A 25942-nucleotide genomic window follows, 5' to 3' on the forward strand; every position below is an offset into this window, starting at 1 on the left:
GACTAAAAACGCCAGGTTATGCGGATAACCTGGCTAGACGATAGAGCTACTCCGCTTAGGCGCAAACCGTGGAACGAGGCGCCGAACAGGTTTTCAGTGGAACATGCTGACGCGACTTGCGTGCGTCAACCAGACATCCAGCTTCAACTGGTTGCGGCATAGAAGCCCATCGTTTTCCTGTCCAGCAACACGCCGTCGGCGTCATACTCGAAGTAACCGAAAAATGAGTCGTCCATCATCCAGGCGCTATATGAGCGCACTCGATAACCTTCGGGGTCTCGTAGTTCGAACCGCTCTGTCTCACACGATGTGATGTGCTCAGGGTCTATATCAGCCTCGATCGAAACGAGATCGAAGCCGCGAGGGATATGGATACTATCTCTGAGGTGTTGCTCTATCATGGCCGCCTCCACGCAATAGGTTGGAGATGGGTTGCTCGCCCAATCTCATACCGGCTTCTCTATTATTCCCAAGCCGGACAACCAGACCTTGATTTCACTCAATGTTCTCTCCAGGCACCTCATAGCGATTCTCGGCTCTTTCTTCAAAGCGTCTTAACATACTTAGGGGTAGCGACAAGACGACTCTGCGATGATCGCTTTTTGTCGCAAAAAAGAACAAAAATCGCCCATTTTTTGACCAAAACTTGTATAGTCGAACTTTCCTAAACTGAAATTTGGACATAAAATTTAAACAATAAGCGGGCTGAGTCTTTCCTCGGCCACATCCATTGGCGTAGGAGAAACGGCTAGAGCAGCAGCTTGGACGGCGCTCGATTTCGGTTTGCCAAGCGGGCGGCCGAGCGCGAATAGCAGCGAAGAACGCTCTGAACGCTTTCATCTGTACCCGATTTGACCCTGAGTATTCGGCAGATTGTTTCGTTCGAGACGGCTAGAAGATGAACACGCGCCCTGATCCACTGAAAACGCCGCTTGGCCCACTCGTCGCCAAGCTACAAAAATGCACCTTCGTCACCCACGAGGATGCAGAAGAGCTCTACAGCCTTGCCCTGGAGGTCAGAACCCTCAAACGCGGCCAGGAACTCGTCTCGCAGGGGCAGACCCTGAACGATCTCCACTTCGTGCAGAAAGGATGGGCTTGCCGAAAAAAGCTGCTTAAGGACGGCACGGCCTTTACCATCGGCTACCTTCTGCCTGGCGATTGCACGGGCCTGACAAGCGCGATGGGCTATACCTTCGACCACGCGATCGAGGCGGTAACCGACCTCACCGTCGTGCGTGTGGACACCCAATCCTTCAACGAACTGAAGACATCCAATCCACGGCTCGCCCAAGGGTTCAGCCTGATCCGGCTGACTAACGAGTTCATCAGTCGCTCCCAGATGATCAACCTCGGCGCCATGCCAGCGGAACAGCGGATCGGGCAACTGCTATGCGACCTGATCCACAGGGCCGAGCAGTCCGACCCGGACGGCAAGAACTCGCTGACGGTTCCGCTATCCCAGATCGACATTGCGTCCGCAACCGGATTGTCCCCGGTGCATGTCAATCGCGTCTTGCAGAAGTTGCGCAAGGAAGGCCTGGTGGACACCCATCAACAGGGCGGCATACGCCTGAGCAACTGGGAGAAACTGGCCGCATTTTCCGGGTACGAAAAGACCGACCCTGTAAAGCAGCCGTCGTCCAAGGAAGGTCTCTCCAGCAGGTTGCGTGGCCAGTTCGATCGCCGCGACGAATGAAGCTGGTTTAGTCATCGACGTTAAACGTTAGCTGAACTTGGCTAAACCTACCCCGTCGAACTGGACTAGACTGGCTCTATCCACATTCGCACCAAATAGGGGCAAATATTACCGCCATTAACCTATGTTATTGCCGTAAGTCCCTAATTTCGCGAGTTATGTGTACATAAATATCGGGAAGCGGCTCGATGCAACCTTCACGAAGTGCTCACGGGTCCGCGCAATCCCTATTATTAGCAATCGACTTCCATAACCACTGCATTCCGATATCCACCGGACTAAGGACAGGCCATGAATACAGACGTGGGCGATTTTTCCAAGTTTGATGCATCGCTTGCACCACTCCTGCGTAAACTCAATAAACATGTTTCCCTGACTCCCGTTGAAACCCACCAGCTCCAACAACTCGTCGTGCGCAAGGAAGAGTTCCGCAAAGGGGCTGAGGTCATCATGCGCGGCTCCCACCACGAAGAGATCCACATTATCGAGGAAGGCTGGGCGTCCCAGGACATTCTCCTGGAAGACGGGCAGATCTGTATCATCGGATTCCTGCTGCCCGGAGACACGACCGAAATCAACAGCTCCCTGACCCCCAAGTCGGATTTCGCGGTGAAGGCCCTGACGCCGCTGAAGACGGCCCGTATCCCGGCAAAGGATTTCAAGGAAGTACTGGCGGGTAATCCGAACCTCACCAAAGCCTTTTCACTGGTCAAGCTCACCGGCGAAGCGATCGACCGGGAGCTGCTGGTCAATATTACCGCGAAGCCTGCGGAAGAACGGATCGCCAGCCTACTTTGCGAACTCGTGTTCCGGGCGACCAATGTGCGGGCCGACGAGCAGGTGCCACTGCATGTTCCGCTTACTCAGGCGGACCTCGGCCGCGCACTCGGCCTCTCAGCAGTGCACGTCAACCGTGTTATGAAACGGTTGCGCCAGCAAGGCCTGGTCGCGGTAACCTCAGGCAACGTCACCGTTCTGGACTGGCCCGCCCTGGCGGAATACAGCGGATTCAGGAGCGATTACCTGGTCAAGTACGAGAGGGCCCCTGAAGAGTCGCTGGCGATGGTGACCCCAAAGGATGCCGGTTGATCTGACCGGCCTTTCAGGCTCTTAGATGTTACTGCGATATCGGAGAAATAATCGGTGTTGAGGAAACGGCTTGGGGCAGGTTGGTGTCAGGACTCTCCCTGACAAGTCACACCACTGGGCAGGTGTCGCGGCTGCCTGGCATCCAAGCCGGCATTGACGGGGACGGCCGTGTCCTTACTTGATCGTTTTCAGTCAGTCTTTCTTGCATCAATTGATCTTGCAGCGCCGGGCTCTTGGCGCCCGTGTTGCCGGACCGGGTTAGTCAGGCCCGTGGCTCAACTCTGTCGCCCTGCGCCACCAGGCTGAATTGCCAGTCACCCGCGCAATACGCACACAGGTGCGCGCGACTGAATAGAGTGCGTGCCGGTCTCAATGCCGTCTCGGGCCGATCATGATAGCCGAGGGAACGACATTCACCGGGTTCGGGCAGGAGGCTGCAGCCTTCCACATGGACTTCATGGCTGCCGTTGGGATGGGGAATCTTGTCTACGAAATACCGGTTAGCCATAAGCTTCCTCCCTGACGGACTCGAACGATGCCCTATAAAGAAAGCGCTTCCGCCGTGGAGCTTCAAGTTAATCTTGGCCAGCCTGTCGGCCTTTTAATGGTGCGAATACGAACGCTTTTTTCGCTTGGGGAAAGCACCCCCGGCGAGCCCTGATCACCGTTGGTCTGGCAGAATGCCGAATGCATTAAAGCAAGGCGCTTAAACCCTACCATTTTGTAATGTCCACACTCGTGGCCCATTCCATGCTACGCCGAAGGACGGGTGATGGCGTCGAAACGGCAACACGGAAATGGACAAGCCGAAGGGCTTTTTTGTATTCTCCACTGAGTAGCGAGGAGACGAGACCTATGGCCCAGAAACTCTTCAGGTTCTGGAACTCCGGGTTCTGGAAAAAAGGAAAAGACACTTCCGGGAAAGACTCGGAAAGTCGCTATCGCGTGGACAAGGACGGCAACGCCAAGCTCAACTTCGACAACGAAGAAGTGGTCCGCTCAATCCGCGCCCAGCTCCAAAGCCTCAAAGACTTCGAACCTGATCGCAAAACTGCCTGAACACGCATGGGCGTCCTCTATGTCGCGTTCGTGCTCGTCTGTGGTTTCATCTTCACGTCCCTCCACTTACCCGCCCGCTATCAGCAGAAACGTTCTTCCGGCTGGGAAAGCTATTTCTCCGTGGCCTTCTACGGTTTCGCGTTCGTTATCCTGGCTACGCTGATTGTCCTGGTTATCGATGGTTTCGACCTGCCTTCCCGCGCCCTGCCCCGGTTCGATACCACCATCGGCACCCTGAATGCCAATATCGGCGACTACACCAACCAGCAGCTGACACCGCGCGAATTGTTGATCGCCCTGCTCGCCTTCGCCCTGGCGGGCCTGTTCGGCGGCTGGAGCAAGATTCGCACGAAGAACCCCGCGGTGCGCCTTAGGAAGTTGCGCAAGGCGTGTGTCGGGGACGAGCTGGAAGGCATCTTCCTGGATGCCCTGCGTTCCGGCCAGTGGGTCTCTCTGACATTGGACACGCGCAAGTGCTACATCGGCCTGGTCACCCATGTGCATACCGAAGCGGCACTGCTGGATTCGATCTCCATCATCCCCACCCTGAGCGGCTACCGTTCGGACGACGACCTGGAGCTCAAGCTGCTGCGCAACTATTACCATCACTATCACGAGAAAGGGTTGCTCGAGGAAGGTTCCGCCATGGCGCCGCTGTCCGACTTCCGCATCGTGATCCCCACCAAGCATATCGTCCATGTATCGTTCTTCGACCTGGACGCCTACAAGAGCCTGCGGGAAAGCCAAACGATTCCAGAATCTGCCTGATAACAGCATTCCCGCAACAGACGGCTCCGACGGGCTACTGCCCGTTCTGGAAGCGCTGGATAAACGCCTCGGACTCGGCGATGGAGGCTTCCATGTCCTGGATCAGGGCGTCCACATCCTGCCGGATACGGCCCAGCTCGTTCTCCAGCGAACCGATCGCCTGGGCATTGAGGTTGTGCTTGAGATAGAGCACCTGGTCCTCGAAAGCCTGCAGCACCGGATCCATACGCTCCTCGGCGTCATGCATGCGGGCGATGAGCTGGTTGTACTGCTGCCGGGTTTCCTCCAGCTGCTGCTCGCTGTTGCGGCGCAACGAAGCGCTTTCGTAACGGCCCAGTTCATCTTCCCATTCCTCGAAGAGGGCTTCTGAAACGTCTTCCACCGCTTCGATGCGCTCGCGTACATCCTGGGCCACCTCTTCGCTGTCCTCGTAAGCGCCGCTGATCTGATCGTACTTCTCCTGTAATTCGGTATTCGGGGAGCCGACGACGCTCTGGAAGCGTTCCAGTGCCGAGCGAAAGGTCTCCTGGGCCTCACCCTGGGCATCCCGAGCCTCCTCGACCCGATCGACCAGGATGTCGCGCTTCTCAAAGCCCAGCTTTTCCATGGCGTTGTAATACATGGAACTGCAGCCGCCAAGGACAACGGCCAGCAGGCAAAGCCCCAGCCCTTGGGCAAAACGACGGCCCTGAATTTGTGGATTGCGTTCGAGCATCGAGCTCCCTCCGATGGTTCTATCATTGAGTTATGGGTTTGTACGAACAACGCCAGTTTCTACTTCTACCTTGCGCCCATCCTTCTCGCGACACAATTCACACCGACTTTTGGATCGCGGGTTTGCATGGCGGTGTTTTCCAAGACAGAAGTTTCTTACGACATAACTGAATTTCCGACCTTTGCAGATTCCACCACGTCGTATACAACTGTGTTGAGGCCACACAGAAACATAGCCAACAAAAAACATCGCCAACACAGGATAACGCCAATATGCCCTTCACCCCCGATCTGGTCGCCGAACTCAACCTGCTCGCCCTGTTCAACCTGCATTCGATCCAGGAAGGCATCAAGGTGCATCAGCATTCCGCGACACCCGACGCCGTGGCCGCCGCCGAACGCCTCCATCGTAAAGGGCTGACCACCCAGATCGACGGCGGTTACCTGACGCAACTCGGTATCGAAGCGGCGGAACATGCCCAGCGGGTTTTGGGCATTCTCAGGAGCGAATGAGCAATCCATTCATCGTGGCTCTAGGCACCCTGGGCAGGAGCGACCATATCGACGAACTGGCGGGCCTCATCAAAGGAGGGGAACGTCTGGAGCACTTCCTGGCCGACGATCTCCACGTCGTAGGTCAGGTCAGTGGGGGACGGAACTTCTTCGCACGGTCGGGCAACCACCCGTAGCAGACCGCGCTCAAGCATCACGTTGTCTTGCGTAACAGCCATTTAACGCATTCCTGTCTTGTTATTATGCAGGCCCGCATCTGTTCCGGGGCGCAGGACGCTGGACTCATCGTGCTCGTCGGCTCCGGCGCTCCCGGTTTCTGCTGTACTGCACCCACCGGCCCTTCCTGGGGCGGGGCCTATAAGCCAGCAGACGATAAAACCTAGCAGAATCAGGCCGTAAGGGAGATTAAAACGGTATCTTTTTGTGACACCCATCGGTTCGCGCGGTTATACGACAGCCTACTGTAACCGCTTATTGCCACGCCGTTTTTTCACTCGCAAGCGGAGAGATTACAGACTTGGTCGGTCGGCGCCAAGTGATCCGCCTATTGATTTTTATCCCAACAGTCCGTAAAACTTCATGCCATCGAGCCACGTTCCATACGCAATTTCCGCGTCCGTATATATGCAACATGACGGAAACGCGACCTAACGCGAATAGACGCGCGATCAGGACATTGCGGGACACGGTCCACAAAAGAGAAAGGCAATGCCGATGCCGGCGATCCCGGCTGACTCGGCAGGAAAAAGCAGAATGCAAAGCCTTCAGATAGTGACAGACCCATCAACAATTCCTGCGGCGATGCGTCCGCGCCTGCAACCTGCAGCGCTCATCGGACAATCCCCCGTGGCGAAGCTCGTCCTCGCGAAAGTCCTCGACGAGTAGATTCTCCCCTATCCAATTGCAACGGATGCACTGACCTTACCAATCACGCGGAGTTCGTGATTCAGGGGGTTAGTGTAGCCGCTCGAATGCGTCTATCTTTATCTAGATACCGACTGTTTCAGTACAGGACCAGGAGTCATCCATGGCGGAAAACGCGCCCTTGATCTGTAAAGACATCCACAAAACCTTCAACGAAAATGAAGTTCTCAAGGGAATTTCCCTGGAAACACGCAAAGGCGATGTGGTGTCGCTGATCGGCAGCTCCGGTTCCGGCAAGAGTACTTTCCTACGCTGTATCAACCTTTTGGAAACGCCCACTTCCGGGGAGGTCATCGTCCACGGTGACCCAATTCGGTTCAAGCAGAACCGCAAGGGCGTGCGCATCCCGGCGGACACCAAACAGGTGGAGCTTATCCGTGCCAAGCTGTCCATGGTATTCCAGGGCTTCAACCTCTGGTCCCACATGACGGTGCTGGAAAACATTATCGAAGCCCCGATGCACGTGCTGAAGGTGCCCAAGAAGCAAGCCATCGAGCGCGCAGAAGCCTACCTCCAGAAGGTGGGTATCTATGAACGCAAGGACTACTATCCGGCCCAGATGTCCGGCGGTCAGCAGCAGCGTGCCGCGATCGCCCGGGCCCTGGCCATGGAGCCGGAGGTGATGCTGTTCGACGAGCCCACCTCCGCCCTGGATCCGGAACTCGTCGGCGAGGTCCTCCGCGTCATGCAAAGCCTGGCCGAGGAAGGCCGCACCATGATCGTGGTGACCCACGAGATGGCCTTCGCGCGGGATGTATCGTCCCAGGTCCTGTTCTTGCATCAGGGGCGGATTGAAGAACAGGGCACCCCGGAGAAAGTTTTCGACAATCCGGATTCGGAACGCATGAAGCAGTTCCTGGCCCCCAACTTCTGACCATTTTCTGATCCGTCCGAGACGGGCGCCACCATGGTCCTGTCAAACGCAGTTCAGAGATAAGGCGGTGTCCGCACCGCTGATAAAAAAGCCAAACGGCAAAACAATGGAGAAGCGACTCATGAAAAAGCTGATTGTTGCAGCAAGCTGTGCCCTGGCTCTCGTAGCCGGCACGGTCCAGGCAAAAGAGTGGAAGAACATCCGCATCGCGTTCGACGTGCCCTACGAGCCGTTCGAATACAAGACCCCGGACGGCGAGCTGACCGGTTTCGAAGTGGAACTGGCCGAAGCCATGTGTAAGGAAATGGACGCCCAGTGCGACTTCGTTATCCAGGCATGGGACGGCATGATCCCGGGCCTGCTGGCGCGTAAGTTCGACGCCATCATGTCTTCCATGTCCATCACGGAAGAGCGCGCGGCGAAGGTATTGTTCTCTGAGCCGTACTACATCACTCCCGGCGCCTGGTTCGCCAAGACCGGCGAAACGACCGATCCGACCGACACCGATGCCATGCAGGGCAAGGTGGTTGGCGTGCAGCGCGGCACCACCATGGACAACTACGTCACCGAGAACATGAGCGACGTGGTCGACATCAAGCGTTACACCACCGCCGACGACATGGTCCTGGACCTGGAAGGCGAGCGCCTGGACATGATCTTCGTTGATTACCCGGTAGGCGAGCAGGTACTGGAAGGCCGGGAAGGCTTCCACGAAATTGGCGAGCCGGTGAAGCTGGGCGAAGGCGTTGCCGTTGCCATGCGCAAGCGTGACGAGGACCTGGCCAAACAGATCAATGAGGCGCTGGACACACTGAAGAACGACGGCACCTACGACGAAATCATGAACAAGTACTTCAGCTACGACATCAAGATGTAAACCTGACGTGGCCGCCGGCCAGTCCGGCGGCCCGTCCCTGACTCGGACCTATCCATGCTCGATCTGCACGGCTACGGCCCTTCATTGCTGAAAGGCGCCCTGGTTACCGTTGAACTCGCGCTGGCGTCACTGGCGCTCGCCTTGATACTCGGTTTGATTGGCGCCTCGTCGAAGCTTTCGGGGAACCGCGGGCTCTATGCCGGCGCGACCTTTTACACGACCGTGATTCGCGGCGTGCCCGACCTGGTCATGATGCTGCTGTTCTACTATGGCGGCCAGGTCCTGGTGAACATGCTTTCCGACTACCTCTACTACGAATTCGAGGTCGACTGGTTTTTCCAGTTCGATCCCTTTATTGCCGGTGTCCTGACCATTGGCCTGATCTTCGGCGCCTACATGACTGAGACCTTTCGTGGCGCCTTCATGGCGGTGGATTCCGGCCAGATCGAAGCCGGCAAGGCCTACGGTTTCACCCGTTGGCACACCTTCCGGCGCATCATGTTTCCGCAGATGCTGCGTCATGCCCTGCCCGGTATCGGCAACAACTGGCAGGTGCTGCTCAAGACCACAGCCCTGGTGTCCATTATCGGTCTGACCGACATGGTTCGGATTGCCGAGCAGGCCAGTAAGGCCGAGCACGAGCCGTTCAAGTTCTTCATTCCGGTGGCAGCCGTTTACCTGATCCTGACGGCGGTTTCGGAACTGTTTATCAAATGGCTCAATGCCCGAGTCAGTGTCGGTGTTGCGAGGGGGGACTGAGCTCATGCCTGAATTTATTGCCGAATGGCTGAACCAGAACGACATCTTCACCGCTACCACCATGCTGCATTACTGGGATGGCCTGGTGACCACGGTTCAGTTGGTCTTCCTGTCGCTGATCATCGGTCTGGTGCTGTCGGTTCCGCTGGCGCTGATGCGCACGGTGCGCAACCCGTTCATCAACGGCCCGGTATGGCTCTACACCTACCTGTTTCGCGGCACGCCGCTGCTGATCCAGCTCTACATCATCTACTACGGTGTTGCGCAGATCGAAGGCATCCAGGACACCTTCTGGTGGGAAATCTTCAAGCAGCCTTTCTATCCGGCATTGCTGGCGTTCGTACTCAACACCACGGCCTACACCACCGAAATCATCCGCGGCGCGATCATGGCAACACCCTATGGTGAAATCGAGGCCGCCAAGGCCTATGGTATGTCGTGGCTGATGCGGGTAAGGCGGATCGTCCTGCCCAGTGCCGCACGGCGTGCCCTGCAGGCCTACTCCAACGAGGTGATCTTCATGCTCCACGCCAGTGCCATTGCCAGCGTGGTGACTATCGTCGACCTGACGGGCGCGGCGCGAAATATCTACTCGCGCTTCTATGCACCGTTCGACGCCTTCATCATGGTAGCGCTGATCTACATGGCCCTGACCTTCGCCATCGTATTCATCTTCCGCCGCCTGGAGAAACGCATGCTCCGGCACCTCAAGCCGGCAAATTGATATGTCTGCACGTGACGCCCTGTTCGATGGCGAGCCCGATTGGCTCGCCCATACACTCGCTTTCCATGACCGGCCCGCATCGCCGGTTTCCCTGACACTGGCCGATGGCGCCCGAATCGAGCGGCTGGATACCGGTATCCTCGAACTGATCCCCGTCAATAGCGATGGCGAACGCCTGATCGTCTCTGCCGGCGTGCATGGCAACGAGACGGCCCCCATCGAAGTGGTCAATGGGCTGCTCAACGAACTGCTGGACGGGGAATGGATGCTAGGCAAGCGGACGTTGCTGATCCTCGGCAACCCGGCTTCGATGGTGAAAGGCGACCGCTTCGTCGAGTTCAACATGAACCGCCTGTTCAGCGGCGCGCACGCCAAAACGCCCTATGTGGGCACGCCAGAGGCTGATCGCGCAGCGCGGCTTGAAGCCGTATGCCATGAGTTCGCGGACAATGCCGGCTCCCTGGTCCACTACGATCTGCATACCGCCATTCGCCCCTCACATCGGGAGAAATTCGCGCTCTATCCCTTCGTGGAAGGCCGGGCCGTGCCGCAACGCCAATGCGATTTCCTGCTGGAAGCGGACGTTCCGACGTTACTGTTGCAGCACAAGAGCGGCACCACCTTCTCGTCCTTCTCGTCCAGTCATCTTGGGGCCGAAAGCTTCACCATCGAACTGGGCAAGGTACGGCCGTTCGGCCAGAACGACCTGAGCCGCTTCACCGGTATCGAGACAGCCCTGCGTCGCCTGTTCAAAGGCGAGCCGACCCCAAAGCCCGATCGAACGAAGGAACTGGCCGTATTCGAAGTCGTCCACGAAATCCTCAACACCGGTGACAGCTTCCAGTTCCACGTACCGGATGACGTGGCCAACTTCACGGCTTACGAGCCGGGCACGGTGATCTGGGAAGATGATGAAACGATCTATCGTGTCGGCGACAGCCCCGAGGCGATCATCTTTCCGAACCGGAACGTCCCGGTGGGCCAGCGGGTGGGTCTGTTAGTCAGAGAGAAGCAGCAATAAATGTAGGGCGGTTTCACCCAAGGGCGTAAAAGCAAAGCGTAACCCGACACCTTTCCCAAGTACCGCCACCTCTCCCCTCGGCGACACTCCGATGTCGGGTTACGCCAAGGCTAACCCGACCTACGCATCCATAGTGCTCCTGAATCTTTACGGGCAGTCCTGTGGACTGCTCCGAAATTGAAGAGGGTGCTGCAAAAGCTTGCGGTATTAAGCCTCTCTCCCCTGGCGGCGGGCTGGGGCGCGAAGCGGAGGTTTGGATAGAGTGGCCGAGGCAAAGCCTCGCTAGAAGTCAGCTCTGGCAACGATGAGCGCCTGACGGCGCTCCCCCCTCTCCTGTGCAACCGGAACATAGGTAACACTTTGAACCGGCAACATGGGTTACACCTATTCCCCCGCATGCCACTCGCATGCGGGCTCCAATCGCGCGGTTTTGAGGTTAATATGACCGAGCAGATGGGTGCTGTATCGCACCTCGACCCGGTCATTCTCCACCTCTTGCAGGCCTACGCGATGTCTGGCTAACAGCCCGCTGATGTAGATCAGATGGCCCTGCCACTTGATTTCGCCGTTGTGACGAACGTTGCGAACCGCCTGGTCCACGTTATATTCAATCGGGCGCAGCACGGGCGAGTACCGACGCCTTGAGGGCTGATACACGCTGGCCGGTGTTTGCCTGCCCAGCGCCTCATGGCTGCGTTGTTCGTTAAACTCCTCACGGAATGCCTGCAGCGTGGTCTGTTGCTGCATCAAGCTTGTCCCGCGCATCCGTCCACCCACTGCTCGATTCAGTGAACCGTGCATGCGCTCGTGACGGGCATTCTGTGTGGGCGTTCCCGGCTTGCTACGATGCACCCCAATGCCCAGCTCGACCCACCATTTCGACAGTCGCGTCAGACCTCCTGCTGAGCGACTGGCGAAGGGCGCCCCGTTGTCGGACAAGATCCCCTCCGGCAGACCGTACTCATGGAAAACCCATTCCATAATCGGCTTCGCCTGGACGTAGTCTGTTGCGCTCACGCCATGACAGCCCAAGACATAACGGCTGGCATTGTCGGTTACCGTGAGCGGATAACACCAGCGCCCACCGGCCGTCCGGTACTGCCCCTTGTAGTCCACACTCCACAGCGCATTAGTGCGATCACCCAGTTCAAACGGTTGCGGGTCGGCCGGGTACGGCCGCTTGTAGCGCCGTTTCTTGACCAGACCCGCAGCTTTGAGTATCTCACCGGCCGTGCTGTCTGCCGGCAATGCCATCGCCGGTTCTAGCTCACGCAAGCGGTCCAGAACCTTCTTGGGGCCAAAGCTGGGATGGACTTTCTTGATCGCCACAATCTGTTCAGCCACGTCCTCCGCCACTGCATGTGGGCAATAGTGCGGCGCTCGGGAGCGCTCCTGCAGCCCACCGGCACCTTCCTCCTGGTAGCGCCTGATCCACTTGTAAGCCGTCTTGCGGCTAATGCCGTAGCTGCGGGCCAGATCGCTTACACCGTGCCCGCCCTGCAGCCAGGCCGCGATCAACTGCATCTTCAGATCCATTACACAAGTCTCTTTCCAGGGCATGGGCGCGTCCTCCTTGCCCATACCGTAACTTGTGTAACCCATGTTCCCGGCTTGAGGTGTTACCTATGTTGCCGGTTTGCACATCCCCGACCCTCTCCCGCGAGGGGAGAGGGCGTTTATGCCGGTACTCATGGAGCACAGGCACTTTTGCAACACCCTCTGAAGCATCGGCTACATTTCGACTTGGACTCGAGCATGTAGCAGACGCTTCAGCTTCTGAGGCGCCGCAAGGTGCCCTATGCCGGCGCGTTTGCCATATCCGGCACCCGCCCCCGAATCACCTTGATGCAAAGCGACGGTACCACCAACAAGGTCAGCACCGTCGAAGCCAGCAGCCCCGAGATGATCGCCCAGGCCATCGGCGGCCAAAGCGTCGAACTGGAGAACGCCAGCGGCAACAAGCCGGCCACAGTCGTACCGGTGGTCAATAGGATCGGTCGGGTACGCTGCTCCACCGCCAGCCGCACCGCATCGCGAACCGACTCACCGTCTTCCAGTTTGCGATCCATCACGTCCAGCAGGACGATCGCGTTATTCACTACAATCCCCACCAGCGCGATGACACCCAGCAGGGACTGGAAACCAAACGGCGAACCGGACAGCACCAGACCGGGAAATATCCCCACGGTCGCCAGCGGCACCGTCAGCAGGATAATCCCTACCCGCTTGAACGAATTGAACTGCAGCAACAGGAAGAAAAGCAGCAACAGCACACCGATGGGCGCCGTGGTCAGCAGGGCATTGTTGGCGTCGTTGGAGCCTTCGGCGTCGCCGCCGTATTCCAGCCGGGTGCCCGGCGGCAACGGGTGCTGGACCAGGTACGCCTGAAGTCCATCCAGAGCCTGGCTGAAGCTGTAGCCGGTCTCCAGGTTGGATGTCACTGTATTCACCCTCACCCCCTTACGCAGGTAGCGTGCTGCGGGCTCCCAGGTGGTTTCCACAGTGGCAACTGCAGACAGCGGCACGGCATCGCCACGGTCGGTGTATATGTTGATGGATAGCAACCGCGACAGGGAAAGCTGGGTGCCGTCCCGCGATCGCAGCACCAGCGGAATGGGATCGTCTTCGCGACGGAATTGCTCGGCGACAATGCCGAAACTCTGGCCGTAAAGACTCCGCGCCACATCGGCACGAGTGATGCCATAACGGGCCGCGGTGGCATCGTCCACATTGATCCGCACACTCGGAATCCCCGGATCCAGGTCATGACGCACGTCGACGGTGCCCGGGGCCTGGCGCAGTCCGGCGAAGACCTGTTCGATCGCCTCGGCACGCACCGTATCGTCGGGGTGATAGAGGCGCACTTCCACAGGTGCTGCACGGGGCGGGCCCTGGCCGAGGATACCGACCGTCAGGTCCAGTTCGGGCATGGCCTGGGCTGCGTAGTCGCGAATCCAATGCACCAGGCCGGTGGTCTGTTCCAACGTCTGCGTGTTGACGACAATGCGCCCTCGGTTCGGCGCCTGGGGCGCGCGTTGCAGGTTGTAGTAGAAACTGGGGCCGGTAAAGCCGACGAAGCGGTGGACATCCACCGTCTCCGGCCGGCTGCGAATAGCGGTCTCCAGTTCGGCTGCGATACTGCCGGTACGGGTCTGGTCTGTGCCCTCGGGCATAAACAGCTCGACGATCACCTGGGGCCGATCCGCATTGGGGAAAAACTGCTGCTTGAGAAGCGGCGTCAGCGCGACACTGGCGACAACCATCACCACCCCGCCAAGTACCAGCAATCCGGGTACCTTCGAGACCAGCCCACCAAGGAACCGGGCCAACCCGCCCAGCCGATCCGACCGGACCTGCTTGCGAGGCTTCAGGAACCGGCTGGCCAGCAGCGGTACCGCAGAAATCGCCAGCAGGTAGCTGATCGACAAGGTCAGCATGATCATCACCGGGATACCCCGGGTAAAATCCGCCGTACCGCCCTTGGACAGAAGCAGGGGCGCGAAGGCCGCAAGCGTGGTCCCTGTGGATGCCCCCAATGGACCCGCCAGCTCCCGCACCGACTGCTTGAGCGCATCCAGCCGGCGGACGCCTTGGTCCAGCAGGCTCTGGATATTCTCGACAATCACGATGGCGTTATCGATCAGGATGCCCAGGGAGATAACCATCCCGATCACCGCGATCTGATGCAGCACGCCACCACCCAAGTCGTACAACCCGATACTGATCAGCGCCACCATCGGCAGTATGGTGGCCACCAAAATCCCCATGCGTATGCCCATACCGGTGAAGACCACCGCAATGATGATCGCCACCGACAGCACCAGGCTCCAGGCCAGGCTGTCTAACCGGTCCTCGACTTTGTCCGGCTGAAAGAACATCTCCTTAACCGTATAGGGCGCGAAGTCTCCCCGAATCTGCTCTAGCCGTTCACGCACCCGTTCGCCGAAACGGATGGCGTCGGTGGTGCCCTCCTCCATGATCAGTGACAGCAACACCACTCGCTCGCCGTCATACCAGGTTTCCGGCTGACGCGGCTCTACCGGTCCACGCCAGATATCGGCGGCGGCTGCCAGCGGCACCTGGGAGCCGTCGGGCAGTTCGATTGGCGTGGCGCGGATGGCATCGATATCGGCGAATTCACTGTTAGGCAGCACCGACAGGCGCTGACCATCCACCACCAGGAAGCCACCGGGGATGACCTGGTTGCGTTGCGCCAGCGTGTCGAGCACGCGGGAGGGAGAAATGCCCAGGCGATAGAGAGCCGCGTCGTCCAGGGCCAGGGTAATCTGCTCGTCCACGTCCCCTTCCAGCTCGACACGGGAGACACCGGGTATATCCAGCAGGTTATTCTTGAGCCGTTCCGCCTGTTCGGAGAGTTCGGTTACCGACGGCGAACCACCGACTGCCAGCACGATGGCGGGAATATCAATCAGCCGGTCCTCCAGGGCCATTTGCCCTACCCCATCGGGAAATTCGAGACGGGCGCGCTCCATAGCCTGACGCACCCTGTCCCAGGCGGCATCGGTATCGTAGATGTCGTCGTTGAGGCGAATGTTGACCACCGCGACGCCGGTACGGGCCGTGCCCGAAGCGAAATCCACTTCCTCCACCTGACGTAGCTCATCCGCCAACGGGCGCATCACCAAGCGCTCCACGGCATCGGCGTTGGCGCCCGGATAACTGGCTGTCAGCAGGCCGGCCCGATACGGAAAGGAGGGATCTTCCTGCCGAGGCATGGTGCTGTAGGCCGCAATCCCCAACAGACAGAGCATGGTGACCACCATGCCCAGCAGGCGCTGGCAACGCAGCAGTCGGGCGGTCACGGCAGGATCTCCACGGCATCGCCCTGTGTCACCCGCGTCATACCGGCATAGACGACCTGGTCGCCGGGTTTGAGCTCGCCCTCGCCGATAATCGCCTGCTCACCGGCGATCCGCTCGACGAAGACGTTGACCCGTTCAGCGGTGGGACGATCGCCATCCTCAACGACACGAAAGACGCTGGTGCCCGTAGCAGAGCGGATTACCGACAGCAGCGGCACCGTGGTCATGGATTCCGATGGCGGTGCGATGCCCACTTCCACCGGCACACCGGCTTCGAGCGTGCCGTCGGGCAGACTGACCAGCACCGCGTGGAGTTCGCCTCGTACCGCGCTGGGCTGTGCGATCTCGATAATGGCCCCCGTCACCGGCGTCTGGCGACGCTCCTGTACGGACCAGATCGGCAACGACTGCCCCAGCTGGACCTGATCCAGCAGGTAGGCCGGCACCCGCACTTCCACTTCCCGGCCCTCGGGCGATGAGATCCGCACGACCGGTTGCCCGGCATTGACGAACTCATCTGCCTCCACCAGGAGGGCTTCCACCCTACCGGCAAACGGTGCCTTCAGGGTGCTCTCGTCAACCATATGTCGGGCTTCAGCCAGTGCCGCACGTGCCGTAGCCAAACCGGCCTCGAGACTGTCCCGGCGGGACTCCAGTTGCTCCAGTGTCTGTTTGGACACCACACCGCGTTCGAACAATTTGCGGGACCGGTCCGACTCCCGACGGGCCTGGTCAAGCTGGGTCTGCAACTCCCGAAGACGCGCCTCGGCGGAATCCCGAGCCGGTTCCAGCCCCGGGTTATAGAGCCTCGCAAGAACCTGTTCCGGTTCCACCTGCTCGCCGAGCTCCACCGGGCGCTCGCGCAGGGTGCCGCTCACCTGGAATGTCAGAGTCGCCCGCTGGCGTGCCTGGACGATACCGGCAAAGCGCAGGGGTTCGGCGACGGACTCAGCGCTCGCCACCGGCGCGGTACGCACAGTGATAGCGCGCGCCGGATCGCTCGGCGCACTAACGGATTCGGCACAGCCAGCCAGTAGCATGCCAGCCGTGAGGGAGAGAACGAGGGGCACGAGGGCGCGAGACGACGGGTTTATGAGCGTGATGAGGGGCATGATGTCACCTGCTAGCGAGCATTGGCGTGGAGCAACGAATACCGAGTCCGACCTGATCGGGCTTGTGTTCCGGCGCCATTTACCGGATGATTTTTAGACATGATGTCATTCTTTGACACTTTGTCAACGATTCGTTTATGCATAGAGTTACGTGCTTGTGCGTTGCGTATCGAGAGAGCGCGAAACGAATCACCGAAGGTTTCACCCCAAGCGGTACGCCGCTCGTAGCGAAAGGGCCAAGATCTATGAGTGACCTGCAAAAACGGCGGGAGCGGGAAAAGCAGCAGCGTCAGGATGACATCCTGGATGCCGCAGAGAAGATGTTCCGGGAGAAAGGTTACGACCGCACATCGATGGACGAGATCGCCCGAACCGCCAGCCTCAGTCGCGCCCTGCTCTACGTCTATTTCAAGGACAAGGCGGCGATCCAGCGAGGCATCATGCTGCGCGCTGCCGAGCGGTTACGGGAGCGCTTCCGGGCGGCTCTGGACTCCGAGGAAACGGGCCTGCAGAAGATTATGGCTATCGGCGAATCCTATTACCGCTTCTGGGAGGAAGAGCCTGACTATTTCGAAGCCCTGACCAAGGCCACCACCGCCATGCAGGATGCAGACGACCAGGAAGCAAAGGTCATGATTGGTTGTGAGCTGGAGAGCATGCAGCTGATGGTGGAAGCGTTGGACGCTGGACTAAGAGACGGCAGCATTAGCACCGAGCAGGTGACGGATCCGTTCCAGACGGCCCTTTACCTGCGCGGCGCCCTGCACGGCGTGATCATGATGTGTCAGCAGGAAATGGGCGAGGATGGACCACTGGCGAAGTATCCCAGCGATGCGCTGATCAAGCACACGATGGAGATGCTGGTGCGGTCGATCAGAGCTTGACCGCACGACTGAAGTCGACGCCCGCCGGGCACCCTAGCCTTAGGCAGGGCAGCCCTCCAAGCTGCTCCGAAGCTGAAGCGTCGGCTACATTTCGCGGCTAACTCGAGCGTGTAGTAGAAGCTTCAGCTTCTGAGGCGCCGAAGGTGCCCAGTACCGAACTGACAACGGCGCAACCCTTCGAGCCGCACCAAAGGTGCCCCTTACATCTCCCAGCGCCTTCTACCGCTGAAAATCGTAAATCGACCCCAATCCCAGAATCCCGGTCAGTTCATCCAGCGCATGCCGGCATTCATCCAGCAACATCGGGTCCGCCAGGTCCGCCTGGGTCAGCTCGTCCCGATAATGGCCTTCTACCCAGGTGGTCAGACGTTCGTAGAGGGCATCGTTGATCAGCACGCCGTCGTGCATGGCCCCGAGTTCCTCTTCAGTGAGCACGACCCGCAGGCGCAGGCAGGCCGGGCCGCCGCCGTTGCGCATGGACTGCTTCACATCGAAGACTTCCACCGCACTGATCGGACCGCCCTGGGCCACCAGCTTATCGAGGTAACGGCTGACGGAATCGATCTCCCGGCACTCCCCGGGCACCGCCAGCAGCATGGAACCGTCCTTCTGGGTCAGTAGCTGGCTGTTGAACAGGTAGGAGCTTACCGCGTCGGCGATGGGCACCTCGTCGGAACTGACGCGAACCGGCTGGAGGTCAGTGTCCTTGAGTTTGCTGCGAATCTCCGATAGCACCCGCTCCTCTTCCAGGAACGCCTGGTCGTGGTAGAACAGCACATTGCCGTTGCCTACCGCGATCACATCATTGTGGAAAACACCGGCATCGATGGCGTTCGGGTTCTGTTGGGCAAATACCGTATGGCCATCGGTCAGGCCATGCAGGCGGGCAATGGCCTGGGACGCCTCGAGCGTCTGCCGGGCCGGGAAGCGCTTGGGCGCCGGGGCCGCTTCGTCGAATGCGGTCTGGCCATAGACGAATAGCTCCACACCGGATTCCCCGTAGGCGCTGCACAGCCGCGTATGGTTAGCCGCGCCCTCGTCACCGAAATGACTGACCGAAGGTAGTGCCTTGTGATGGGCGAAGTAGGCTTCATCGGTGAAGATGGAGGCGAGCGCCCGGCCGGTCACCTCGTGCTCGATAGAGCGATGGAACTTGGCACCCAGGTTAGCCGGCGTGAAATGCACGCGGTGATCACGCGTGTCGGCACTCGGCGATACCGTCGCGGCATTGGCAGTCCACATGGTGGAGGCCGAAGCCACTGCCGCCAGCAACACCGGATTGCTCTTGGCCGCGGCCGCCAACACATCCGCATCACTGCCGCTGAAACCGAGCTTGCGAAGGGTCGGAATATGCGGCCGTTCATGAGGAGGAAGGATGCCCTGGACGAAGCCCCGGTCCGCCAGTGTCTTCATCTTCTTCAAGCCTTGGAGCGCTGCTTCCTTGGGATTGGACACCGCGCTGACATTGGACTTTGAGGCCACGTTGCCCCAGGACAGACCCGCATAGTTATGGGTCGGTCCGACCAGACCGTCGAAATTGGCTTCAGTGGCGTGTTGAGACATGCAAACCTCGCAGGAAATCGTCTTGTTAAATCTGTCGTGCTCCGACTCGAACGGAGAGTGTGCCGTTCGTGTAGCCGACGCTTCAGAGGGTGTTGCAAAAGTAGCCGTATCTCAAAAATACCGGCATAAACTCCCTCTCCCCTCGCGGGAGAGGGCCGGGGAGAGGGGGTAGCGCCGTCAGGCGCTCATCGTTGCCAGAGCCGACTTCAAGCGAGGCTTTCGCCTCGTCCCCCACTCTCCAAACCTCTCTCCCGCCAGGGGAGAGAGGCTTAAAGCCGCAAGCTTTTACAACACCCTCTTCAGTTTCGGAGCAGGCATAAGCCTGCCGAAAACCATCGGGGGGCTTGGGCCCCCTCCGAAGCTAAAGCGTCGACTACATCAAGCATCGTGGCCCGTTGCCTTAGACCGGTCTTTTCTTTATTCGAAACTCAAGCCAGGCGCCAGGCTCTCAGGCATCGTACTCTTGTCGGATTCGAGCGACGCCATCGGCCACGCACAGTAGTCCGCAGCATAATAGGCACTCGGACGATGGTTGCCACTGGCCCCCACACCACCGAATGGTGCGGCACTGCTGGCGCCGGTGAGTGGCCGGTTCCAGTTGACGATGCCGGCACGGACTTCCTCGGTCAGCCGCTCGTAGAGTTTGCGGTCATCAGTCAGGATGCCGGCGGACAGGCCGTAGCGGGTGTCGTTGGCAATCTCCAGAGCCTCGTCGAAGTCGTCGTAGCGGATCACGCTCAGCAGAGGACCGAAGAATTCCTCGTCTTCTACCTCATCGGCATCGGTGATATCGATAATACCCGGGGTCAACATGGCCGGGCCGTCATCCACCCGGCGCAGTTCCAACAGTGACTTACCACCTTTCTCCAGCAGACTGGCCTGGGCGTCCACCAGCCGCTGCGCCGCGGCAGCCGACACCAGCGAACCCATAAACGGTTGGGGATCGGCATCGAAACGTCCCACCTGGATGCTCTTCGCCACCTCGACGAGACGTTCGATGAACTGGTCCCCTTCCTTGCCCTTGCGCACCAGCAAGCGGCGCGCACAGGTGCAACGCTGGCCGGCTGACAGAAAAGCAGACTGGATAGCGTGATGCACGGCACCGTCGACATCGGAAATATCCTGTACGATCAGCGGGTTGTTGCCACCCATTTCCAGCGCCAGGATCTTTTCCGGCTGGCCACCGAACTGCTGGTGCAGCAGGTGACCGACATTGGAGCTGCCGGTGAAGAACAGACCATCGATACCCGGGTGACCCGCCAACGCGATACCGGTCTCCTTCTCGCCCTGGACCAGGCTGATGACCGAGTCCGGCAGCCCTGCCTTGAGCCATAGGCGGACGGTGAATTCAGCCACCGCCGGTGCGATCTCGCTGGGTTTGAAGATAACGGTGTTACCCGCCAGCAGGGCCGGCACGATATGGCCGTTGGGAAGGTGGCCCGGGAAGTTGTAGGGACCAAAAACGCCAACGACACCATGAGGGCGATGACGCAGAACAGCGTGGCCGCCGGCCACTTCGGACTCGGAATAACCAGTACGATTCTCGTAGGCTTTCTTGGAGATACCGATCTTGCCGATCATCGCAGCCACTTCGGTGCGTGACTCCCATAGCGGCTTGCCGGTTTCTTCGCCGATGGTATGGGCCAGCTCTTCCTTGTGCGCTTCCAGCTCCTTACCGAACGCCTCTACGATAGCCAGGCGTTCCTCGAACGACTTGCGGCGCCACTCCGGAAAAGCGGCACGGGCTGCACGAACGGCAGCATCCACGTCCTCGACGTCGGCGCTGTTACCCTGCCAGACGGTTTCGCCGGTTACCGGCTGGATGGACTCCATCTCAGGACCATGTCCAGTCAACCATTTTCCCTGGATCAGCAATTCTCCGTTTAATTCGATACTCATCGGTCACTCCTTAAAAGTTTACTGGGCCGTACGGGTACTGGCGGCGTCTTTCAACGGCGAGAGGCGCACCATATCCCCCGAGGATACCTGCAACGCATCCGCTACTTCGGCGGGCATGCTCACGGTATCCGGCTTGACGCATTTGATCGGCAAGGTGGTCACGCGGAAGTCGCGGAACGATCGGTTGGAGACCATGACGCGCTGTTCAGCAGGGACGTCGAGATCCACCGACTGCCGGGTCACCAGCACATGGCGCTTGAAGCTTTCCCGCACTGTGCGGACGTTATGGATAAACGCTTCGACGACGGGGCCGGCGTCGAAAATGTCCACCAGGCCGTTAAAGTTGAACCCTTCCGCCTGAAGCATCCGCAGCGCAGGCTTGGTGTTTTCGTGAACCTGGCTGACCACCTCCCGCGCGGCAGGCGGCAACAGGGGCAGGTAAATCGGGTATTTCGGCATTAGCTCGGCAATGAACGATTTGTTGCCCATGCCGGAGAGGAAATCCGCCTCGCTGAAGTCCATGTCGAAGAAGCGGCGCCCCAGCGCGTCCCATAGCGGGCTGCGTCCGTTTTCGTCGGAAAAGCCGCGCATCTCGGCGAATACCTTCTCCGAGAAGAGCTCGCGAAAATCCGCCATGAACAGGAAGCGGCAGCGGGACAGCAACAGGCCGTTGCCCCCCTGGCGATGGGTGTCCGACAGCAGCAGTGAGCAGATCTCGCTGGTATCGGTCATGTCATTGGTCAGGTGCAGCGTGGGCGTGCGCACATGAACGCCCAGCTCCCGCGAAGCATTGACAGTGGTACTGAGGCGATAGTTGTACCAGACCTCGTCCAGGCCAACCCGGGCCTCGATACCGCTGATACCGACGCACTTGCCCGTGGCCATGTCTTCGAGGGCAAACAGGTACATGCCAGCTTCCGGTTCGCAGCGCTCGTTGAAGGTATCCTCGGAGCGCGCGATCTTGCGGGTCAGGATATCGCGATTGGGCGGCAGTGACGTCAGGCCCTTGCCCGCGCGCTCGGCCATACCGTGCAGGTCTTCCAGATCGCCCTGATTGATGGGTCGAATTACCAGCATCTTCATTCCCCCTTAAAGCGCGACCAGGACCAGATCATCGCCGTCGCTCACCTGGAGCGCATCGGCAACGGATGTATTCAACCTGACCACGTCGCCCAGGCCGTCGCTGACGTTGGTCAGGGTGCAGCGGAAAGCCTCGCTCTCGCCGTTGGCCACCAGGTAGCGCACGCCCCGGCTGCCTTCACCCCGGCGTACGGTCTTGATGCGGCGGCTGGTCATGGTATTCAGGGCGTCTGTGCGGGCTTCGAGCACCGGACCGCCGTCGAAGATGTCGATATGTTTGCCCATGCGGAAACCTTCGCGCTCGAGCAGTTGGCAGGTGCGCTCCGCCGCCTCGTGGGGCTGACTGATGGCAGCCTGGGCCGCTTCCGACAACAAGGTGACGTAGATCGGATTCGGCGGCATCAGCTCGGCAATGAACGTCTTGCTCTTCACGCCGGAGTAGTAGTCGGCTGTGGCAAAATCCATGTGGAAGAAGTGGCGCCCCAGACTGTCCCAGAAAGGCGCATCGCCCTCCTCGGTCTGTACGCCCTGAATTTCCACCACCAGGTCGTTGGCGAAACGTTCCCGGTGCCGATCGATAAACAGCAGGCGAGCGCGAGATAATAGTTCGAAAGCTTCGCTGTCGCGCAATTCGGAATCGATAGTGAACGAGCACAGCAAGGTGTTGCCTGTCAGCTCGTGAGTCGGATAGAGCACTGCTACGCGCTTGGAGACATCCAGCTCGTGGGAGGCATGGACCAACTCATCGCGACGGTAGTTGTAGAACGGCTGACCATTACCCGCCCTGGCATCGATACCTGCGGTGCCATGGATCCGACCGGTCTCGCCGTCCTCCAGCACGAACAGGAAACGCTCGCGTTCCAGCAGTGCCGGGTCACCTGCCAGTGAGCGCAGGGAGTGATCGATCTTCTCGCTCAGCTTGTCCCTGGACTGAGGCAAGGTGGACACGCGGGCGCCGTGGCCCGTAGCCAGTTTCTCGATGCCTGCCAGGTCCTCGTGGCGTGCAGGACGGACTATCCACATGGTTCCTGTACTCCTGTTGTTCATAAGAAGCAACGTTCAAAAGAAGCGGTAAGCGGAACGAGCCCCTATTGGCAAAAACAGGGGCTCGCCTGGGACCGACTTCTATGGCCGGCCCCGACATCTGTGGCCTAGCCGGCCACCTTGGCGACGGCGCGTTCGAAACGCACCATGGCTTCTTCTATATCGGACTCAGGAATAATCAGGGAGGGCGCAAGGCGCACGACGTTGGGACCTGCGATCAGGACCATAACGCCTTCGTCCAGCCCCGCATTCAGGAAATCCTTGGCCTTGCCCTGCCATTTTTCGGATAGCACACCGCCGAGCAGCAAGCCGGCACCACGCACCTGGTCGAATACACCGTACTTCTCGCCGATGGCTTCCATACCCTGACGCAGACGCGTCGAACGGGCTTCGACACCCTTGAGCACATCTGGCTGGCTGACGATATCGACCACACGCTGGGCTACGGCGCAGGCCAGCGGATTTCCGCCATAGGTGCTGCCATGGGTGCCCACGCCCAGGCTTTCGGCGATCTTGGCGGTGGTCAGCATGGCACCGACCGGGAAGCCGCCGCCCAGGGATTTCGCGGTGGAGAGAATGTCCGGGGTCACGCCGTATTTCTGGTAGGCGTAGAAGTGTCCGGTACGACCGACGCCAGTCTGGACTTCATCGAATACCAGCAGCGCATTGTGCTTGTCGCACAGTTCACGCAGCCCTTCGAGGAAACCCGGCGCCGCCGGCATGATGCCACCCTCGCCCTGGATCGGCTCGACGACGATGGCGCAGGTCTTGTCAGAGATCAGCTTTTCGACACTGGCCAGGTCGTTGAAATCGGCATGATGGATACCCTGGGGCGCCGGCTCGAAGCCCTCAAGGTATTTGGGCTGACCGCCCACGGAAACGGTAAACAGGGTACGGCCGTGGAAGCTGTTCCTGAAGGCGATGATTTCGTGCTTTTCCGGACCGAAATGCGTCCAGGCATGACGACGGGCCAGCTTGAAAGCGGCCTCATTGGCTTCACCGCCGGAGTTGGCGAAGAATACCCGCTCGGCGAAGGTCAGGTCGCACAGGGTCCTGGCCAGATGGATTGCCGGTTCGTTGGTCATCACGTTGGACAGGTGCCAGATCTTCTCCGCCTGGGAGGTCAACGCACCCAGCAGGCCCGGATGGGCATGCCCCAGAGAAGTCACCGCTATCCCGCCAGCCAGGTCGACATACTCCTTGCCTTCCTGGTCCCAAACGCGCGAACCCTGGCCGCGCACCGGGATGATCTTGCCCGGGGCATAGTTGGGAACCATCACGTCATCGAACATGGCACGGGTAATGGCGGGTGTAGTCATAGCATCCTCTCGTTGTAATGGCATACGCTGACCGCAGTCTAGACAGGTCAAGGCGGCGTCGCTTTCATGTTTGCGACCCGGGCGTTACAGGAATGCGACCTATGCCGGGGGCTTCGACCGCATTCGACGTGTTATCAAAACTTGGAGAGTTGAGGAAGGGTCTGTCGGGTTACGCTTTGCTAACCCGACAGACCAAGACTACGAGGATGCTAAAGAAAGGATCAAACTTCCCGGTCTTCAGACGGCGTCAGGCCAAACGCATTACGGTAGGTGGTACTGAAATGCGCCCCGGAGGAAAAGCCGCAGGCCATGGCGATTTCGGTGAGGCTGAGGCTGCTGTTACGCACCAGCTCCCGGGCCTTGTCCAGGCGAATCTTGAGGTAATAGCGGGACGGGACGGTGTCGAGGTATTTGCGGAACAGCCGCTCGAGCTGGCGTCGGGAGAGATTCACATGACCGGCGATGTCGTCACCGGATAAGGGTTCTTCGATATTGGCGAACATCAGGTCCACGGCTTCCGCCAGCGCTGGCTGTTCGGCGCGGGTGGGCTGATCCAGTTCCGTGGCTGCCCCCAACTCGGGCTCGCCGACCCGCTCGCGGACGAACCATTGCGCCAGGGCTTCGGCCACATCGCGACCAAGCTCACGTCCGATGGTCCAGATCATCAAATCCTGCGCGGCGGTCGCGCCCCGGCAGGTGAGCCGGTTACGGTCGACGCAGAATACGTCATCGGCCAGGCGCACACCGGCATATCGCCGGCGCAGTTCCGCTGCAGGCAGGCCGTGTAGTGTCGCCCGATAACCATCGAGTAACCCGGCATCCGCCAGCACCAGAGAACCGCTCGCCAGCCCACCCAAAACGGGGATTGATGCATAGTGTTCGGCGAGGTTCGCAAGCAGGTCATCCGGTAGCCCGCGGATGGGCACGTGACTGCCGACGGCAAGCAGCCAATCGAAACTTTCGGTAGCTTCGGCGCGCGAGGTCTCAGGTAGGGCCAGACCGGAACTGAATGCCGCGCCGGGGCCCAGGTGACGAATGGCGAAACTGCTCTCACCCAGCAGACGGTTGCAGGCTTGCAGGGGTTCCACCGCGGCGGCGTAGGTCAACGCTGACGCGCCTGGCAACAGCAGCAATCCCACATTTAGCGTCAATTCATCCCCCGAACAATCCCGGCTGCCAAAAAAGACTGATTACCCT

The 25942-nt window shown here is 59.5% G+C and carries 24 protein-coding genes; 11 read left to right on the forward strand and 13 right to left on the reverse strand.

All coding sequences use genetic code 11. From position 1 onward, the window contains the following. Positions 1 to 143: 143 nt before the first annotated feature. The gene (locus tag RE428_RS19605) at positions 144 to 401 is read right to left on the reverse strand and encodes a hypothetical protein (RefSeq protein WP_004580481.1); all 258 of its coding nucleotides are present in this window, start codon (positions 399 to 401) and stop codon (positions 144 to 146) included. 497 nt (positions 402 to 898) lie between these two features. On the opposite strand from RE428_RS19605, the gene RE428_RS19610 reads away from it, so the two are divergent. Then, positions 899 to 1699 (forward strand): Crp/Fnr family transcriptional regulator, encoded by an 801-nt coding sequence (locus RE428_RS19610; protein ID WP_004580480.1) that lies wholly within the window; start codon positions 899 to 901, stop codon positions 1697 to 1699. 291 nt (positions 1700 to 1990) lie between these two features. Then, entirely contained in the window at positions 1991 to 2788 is a 798-nt protein-coding gene (locus RE428_RS19615) for a Crp/Fnr family transcriptional regulator (protein ID WP_004580479.1), read from the forward strand. 262 nt (positions 2789 to 3050) lie between these two features. On the opposite strand, the gene RE428_RS19620 is transcribed toward RE428_RS19615, so the two are convergent. Then, positions 3051 to 3296 (reverse strand): hypothetical protein, encoded by a 246-nt coding sequence (locus RE428_RS19620; protein WP_004580478.1) that lies wholly within the window; start codon positions 3294 to 3296, stop codon positions 3051 to 3053. A gap of 347 nt (positions 3297 to 3643) precedes the next feature. Here RE428_RS19620 and RE428_RS19625 point away from each other — a divergent pair, with 347 nt between their 5' ends. Then, complete coding sequence (locus RE428_RS19625; RefSeq protein WP_004580477.1) at positions 3644 to 3847, forward strand: hypothetical protein; 204 nt, start codon at positions 3644 to 3646, stop codon at positions 3845 to 3847. A 6-nt stretch (positions 3848 to 3853) separates the two neighbouring features. Then, a complete protein-coding gene (locus RE428_RS19630; protein WP_004580476.1) occupies positions 3854 to 4615 on the forward strand; it encodes a hypothetical protein in 762 nt (253 codons plus the stop codon). 34 nt (positions 4616 to 4649) lie between these two features. Here RE428_RS19630 and RE428_RS19635 read toward each other — a convergent pair whose 3' ends face one another. Then, entirely contained in the window at positions 4650 to 5330 is a 681-nt protein-coding gene (locus RE428_RS19635) for a DUF2959 domain-containing protein (RefSeq protein WP_004580475.1), read from the reverse strand. A gap of 272 nt (positions 5331 to 5602) precedes the next feature. Here RE428_RS19635 and RE428_RS19640 point away from each other — a divergent pair, with 272 nt between their 5' ends. Further along, entirely contained in the window at positions 5603 to 5842 is a 240-nt protein-coding gene (locus RE428_RS19640) for a TIGR02647 family protein (protein ID WP_004580474.1), read from the forward strand. Between the two features lie 20 nt (positions 5843 to 5862). Here the strand turns inward: RE428_RS19640 and RE428_RS19645 are convergent, their stop codons facing one another. Next, positions 5863 to 6060: a hypothetical protein gene (locus tag RE428_RS19645; RefSeq protein ID WP_004580473.1), complete on the reverse strand. Its 198-nt coding sequence runs from the start codon at positions 6058 to 6060 to the stop codon at positions 5863 to 5865. 809 nt (positions 6061 to 6869) lie between these two features. On the opposite strand from RE428_RS19645, the gene RE428_RS19650 reads away from it, so the two are divergent. The 5 genes from RE428_RS19650 to astE all read left to right on the forward strand — a co-directional run bounded on the left by RE428_RS19650 (position 6870) and on the right by astE (position 11021). Further along, entirely contained in the window at positions 6870 to 7640 is a 771-nt protein-coding gene (locus RE428_RS19650) for an ABC transporter ATP-binding protein (protein WP_004580472.1), read from the forward strand. A gap of 121 nt (positions 7641 to 7761) precedes the next feature. Next, positions 7762 to 8517, forward strand: coding sequence for a transporter substrate-binding domain-containing protein (locus RE428_RS19655; protein ID WP_004580471.1), 756 nt, complete (start codon positions 7762 to 7764; stop codon positions 8515 to 8517). Between the two features lie 54 nt (positions 8518 to 8571). Then, complete coding sequence (locus RE428_RS19660; protein WP_004580470.1) at positions 8572 to 9276, forward strand: ABC transporter permease; 705 nt, start codon at positions 8572 to 8574, stop codon at positions 9274 to 9276. A gap of 4 nt (positions 9277 to 9280) precedes the next feature. Continuing rightward, positions 9281 to 10000: an ABC transporter permease gene (locus RE428_RS19665; RefSeq protein ID WP_004580469.1), complete on the forward strand. Its 720-nt coding sequence runs from the start codon at positions 9281 to 9283 to the stop codon at positions 9998 to 10000. A 1-nt stretch (position 10001) separates the two neighbouring features. Further along, a complete protein-coding gene (gene astE / locus RE428_RS19670; RefSeq protein ID WP_004580468.1) occupies positions 10002 to 11021 on the forward strand; it encodes a succinylglutamate desuccinylase in 1020 nt (339 codons plus the stop codon). 384 nt (positions 11022 to 11405) lie between these two features. On the opposite strand, the gene RE428_RS19675 is transcribed toward astE, so the two are convergent. The 3 genes from RE428_RS19675 to RE428_RS19685 all read right to left on the reverse strand — a co-directional run bounded on the left by RE428_RS19675 (position 11406) and on the right by RE428_RS19685 (position 16956). Further along, on the reverse strand, positions 11406 to 12623 hold the full coding sequence (locus tag RE428_RS19675; protein ID WP_338381153.1) for an integrase core domain-containing protein: 1218 nt from the start codon (positions 12621 to 12623) through the stop codon (positions 11406 to 11408). Positions 12624 to 12817: 194 nt separating this feature from the next. Next, the gene (locus RE428_RS19680; RefSeq protein ID WP_004580466.1) at positions 12818 to 15844 is read right to left on the reverse strand and encodes an efflux RND transporter permease subunit; all 3027 of its coding nucleotides are present in this window, start codon (positions 15842 to 15844) and stop codon (positions 12818 to 12820) included. After that, positions 15841 to 16956: an efflux RND transporter periplasmic adaptor subunit gene (locus RE428_RS19685; RefSeq protein WP_004580465.1), complete on the reverse strand. Its 1116-nt coding sequence runs from the start codon at positions 16954 to 16956 to the stop codon at positions 15841 to 15843. Before RE428_RS19685 ends, RE428_RS19680 begins: the two co-directional genes overlap by 4 nt. Before the next feature lie 245 nt (positions 16957 to 17201). On the opposite strand from RE428_RS19685, the gene RE428_RS19690 reads away from it, so the two are divergent. Next, positions 17202 to 17840 carry a TetR/AcrR family transcriptional regulator gene (locus RE428_RS19690; RefSeq protein ID WP_004580464.1) on the forward strand — a complete coding sequence of 213 codons (639 nt, stop codon included), beginning with the start codon at positions 17202 to 17204 and terminating at the stop codon, positions 17838 to 17840. 219 nt (positions 17841 to 18059) lie between these two features. Here RE428_RS19690 and astB read toward each other — a convergent pair whose 3' ends face one another. From astB to RE428_RS19720, 6 genes are all read right to left on the reverse strand, one after another. Beyond that, positions 18060 to 19403 carry an N-succinylarginine dihydrolase gene (gene astB, locus RE428_RS19695; protein WP_004580463.1) on the reverse strand — a complete coding sequence of 448 codons (1344 nt, stop codon included), beginning with the start codon at positions 19401 to 19403 and terminating at the stop codon, positions 18060 to 18062. A gap of 417 nt (positions 19404 to 19820) precedes the next feature. Then, complete coding sequence (gene astD / locus RE428_RS19700) at positions 19821 to 21302, reverse strand: succinylglutamate-semialdehyde dehydrogenase (RefSeq protein WP_004580462.1); 1482 nt, start codon at positions 21300 to 21302, stop codon at positions 19821 to 19823. 18 nt (positions 21303 to 21320) lie between these two features. Then, entirely contained in the window at positions 21321 to 22379 is a 1059-nt protein-coding gene (astA, locus tag RE428_RS19705; RefSeq protein WP_040882446.1) for an arginine N-succinyltransferase, read from the reverse strand. A 12-nt stretch (positions 22380 to 22391) separates the two neighbouring features. Next, entirely contained in the window at positions 22392 to 23405 is a 1014-nt protein-coding gene (locus RE428_RS19710; RefSeq protein ID WP_004580460.1) for an arginine N-succinyltransferase, read from the reverse strand. A 128-nt stretch (positions 23406 to 23533) separates the two neighbouring features. Then, positions 23534 to 24745 carry an aspartate aminotransferase family protein gene (locus RE428_RS19715; RefSeq protein WP_004580459.1) on the reverse strand — a complete coding sequence of 404 codons (1212 nt, stop codon included), beginning with the start codon at positions 24743 to 24745 and terminating at the stop codon, positions 23534 to 23536. 221 nt (positions 24746 to 24966) lie between these two features. After that, on the reverse strand, positions 24967 to 25896 hold the full coding sequence (locus tag RE428_RS19720) for a GlxA family transcriptional regulator (RefSeq protein ID WP_040882444.1): 930 nt from the start codon (positions 25894 to 25896) through the stop codon (positions 24967 to 24969). Positions 25897 to 25942: the final 46 nt, after the last annotated feature.

The organism is Marinobacter nanhaiticus D15-8W, assembly GCF_036511935.1.
Lineage (GTDB): Bacteria > Pseudomonadota > Gammaproteobacteria > Pseudomonadales > Oleiphilaceae > Marinobacter_A > Marinobacter_A nanhaiticus.

Coding starts and splice junctions, on each gene's coding strand:
- RE428_RS19645 (WP_004580473.1), bottom strand. CDS start 6,060: ATGGCTGTTACGCAAGACAACGTGATGCTTGAGCGCGGTCTGCTACGG.
- astE (WP_004580468.1), top strand. CDS start 10,002: ATGTCTGCACGTGACGCCCTGTTCGATGGCGAGCCCGATTGGCTCGCC.
- RE428_RS19605 (WP_004580481.1), bottom strand. CDS start 401: ATGATAGAGCAACACCTCAGAGATAGTATCCATATCCCTCGCGGCTTC.
- RE428_RS19655 (WP_004580471.1), top strand. CDS start 7,762: ATGAAAAAGCTGATTGTTGCAGCAAGCTGTGCCCTGGCTCTCGTAGCC.
- RE428_RS19710 (WP_004580460.1), bottom strand. CDS start 23,405: ATGTGGATAGTCCGTCCTGCACGCCACGAGGACCTGGCAGGCATCGAG.
- RE428_RS19685 (WP_004580465.1), bottom strand. CDS start 16,956: ATGCCCCTCATCACGCTCATAAACCCGTCGTCTCGCGCCCTCGTGCCC.
- RE428_RS19675 (WP_338381153.1), bottom strand. CDS start 12,623: ATGGGTTACACAAGTTACGGTATGGGCAAGGAGGACGCGCCCATGCCC.
- RE428_RS19660 (WP_004580470.1), top strand. CDS start 8,572: ATGCTCGATCTGCACGGCTACGGCCCTTCATTGCTGAAAGGCGCCCTG.
- RE428_RS19650 (WP_004580472.1), top strand. CDS start 6,870: ATGGCGGAAAACGCGCCCTTGATCTGTAAAGACATCCACAAAACCTTC.
- RE428_RS19640 (WP_004580474.1), top strand. CDS start 5,603: ATGCCCTTCACCCCCGATCTGGTCGCCGAACTCAACCTGCTCGCCCTG.
- astD (WP_004580462.1), bottom strand. CDS start 21,302: ATGAGTATCGAATTAAACGGAGAATTGCTGATCCAGGGAAAATGGTTG.
- RE428_RS19665 (WP_004580469.1), top strand. CDS start 9,281: ATGCCTGAATTTATTGCCGAATGGCTGAACCAGAACGACATCTTCACC.
- astA (WP_040882446.1), bottom strand. CDS start 22,379: ATGCTGGTAATTCGACCCATCAATCAGGGCGATCTGGAAGACCTGCAC.
- RE428_RS19615 (WP_004580479.1), top strand. CDS start 1,991: ATGAATACAGACGTGGGCGATTTTTCCAAGTTTGATGCATCGCTTGCA.
- RE428_RS19625 (WP_004580477.1), top strand. CDS start 3,644: ATGGCCCAGAAACTCTTCAGGTTCTGGAACTCCGGGTTCTGGAAAAAA.
- astB (WP_004580463.1), bottom strand. CDS start 19,403: ATGTCTCAACACGCCACTGAAGCCAATTTCGACGGTCTGGTCGGACCG.
- RE428_RS19610 (WP_004580480.1), top strand. CDS start 899: ATGAACACGCGCCCTGATCCACTGAAAACGCCGCTTGGCCCACTCGTC.
- RE428_RS19690 (WP_004580464.1), top strand. CDS start 17,202: ATGAGTGACCTGCAAAAACGGCGGGAGCGGGAAAAGCAGCAGCGTCAG.
- RE428_RS19635 (WP_004580475.1), bottom strand. CDS start 5,330: ATGCTCGAACGCAATCCACAAATTCAGGGCCGTCGTTTTGCCCAAGGG.
- RE428_RS19715 (WP_004580459.1), bottom strand. CDS start 24,745: ATGACTACACCCGCCATTACCCGTGCCATGTTCGATGACGTGATGGTT.
- RE428_RS19630 (WP_004580476.1), top strand. CDS start 3,854: ATGGGCGTCCTCTATGTCGCGTTCGTGCTCGTCTGTGGTTTCATCTTC.
- RE428_RS19620 (WP_004580478.1), bottom strand. CDS start 3,296: ATGGCTAACCGGTATTTCGTAGACAAGATTCCCCATCCCAACGGCAGC.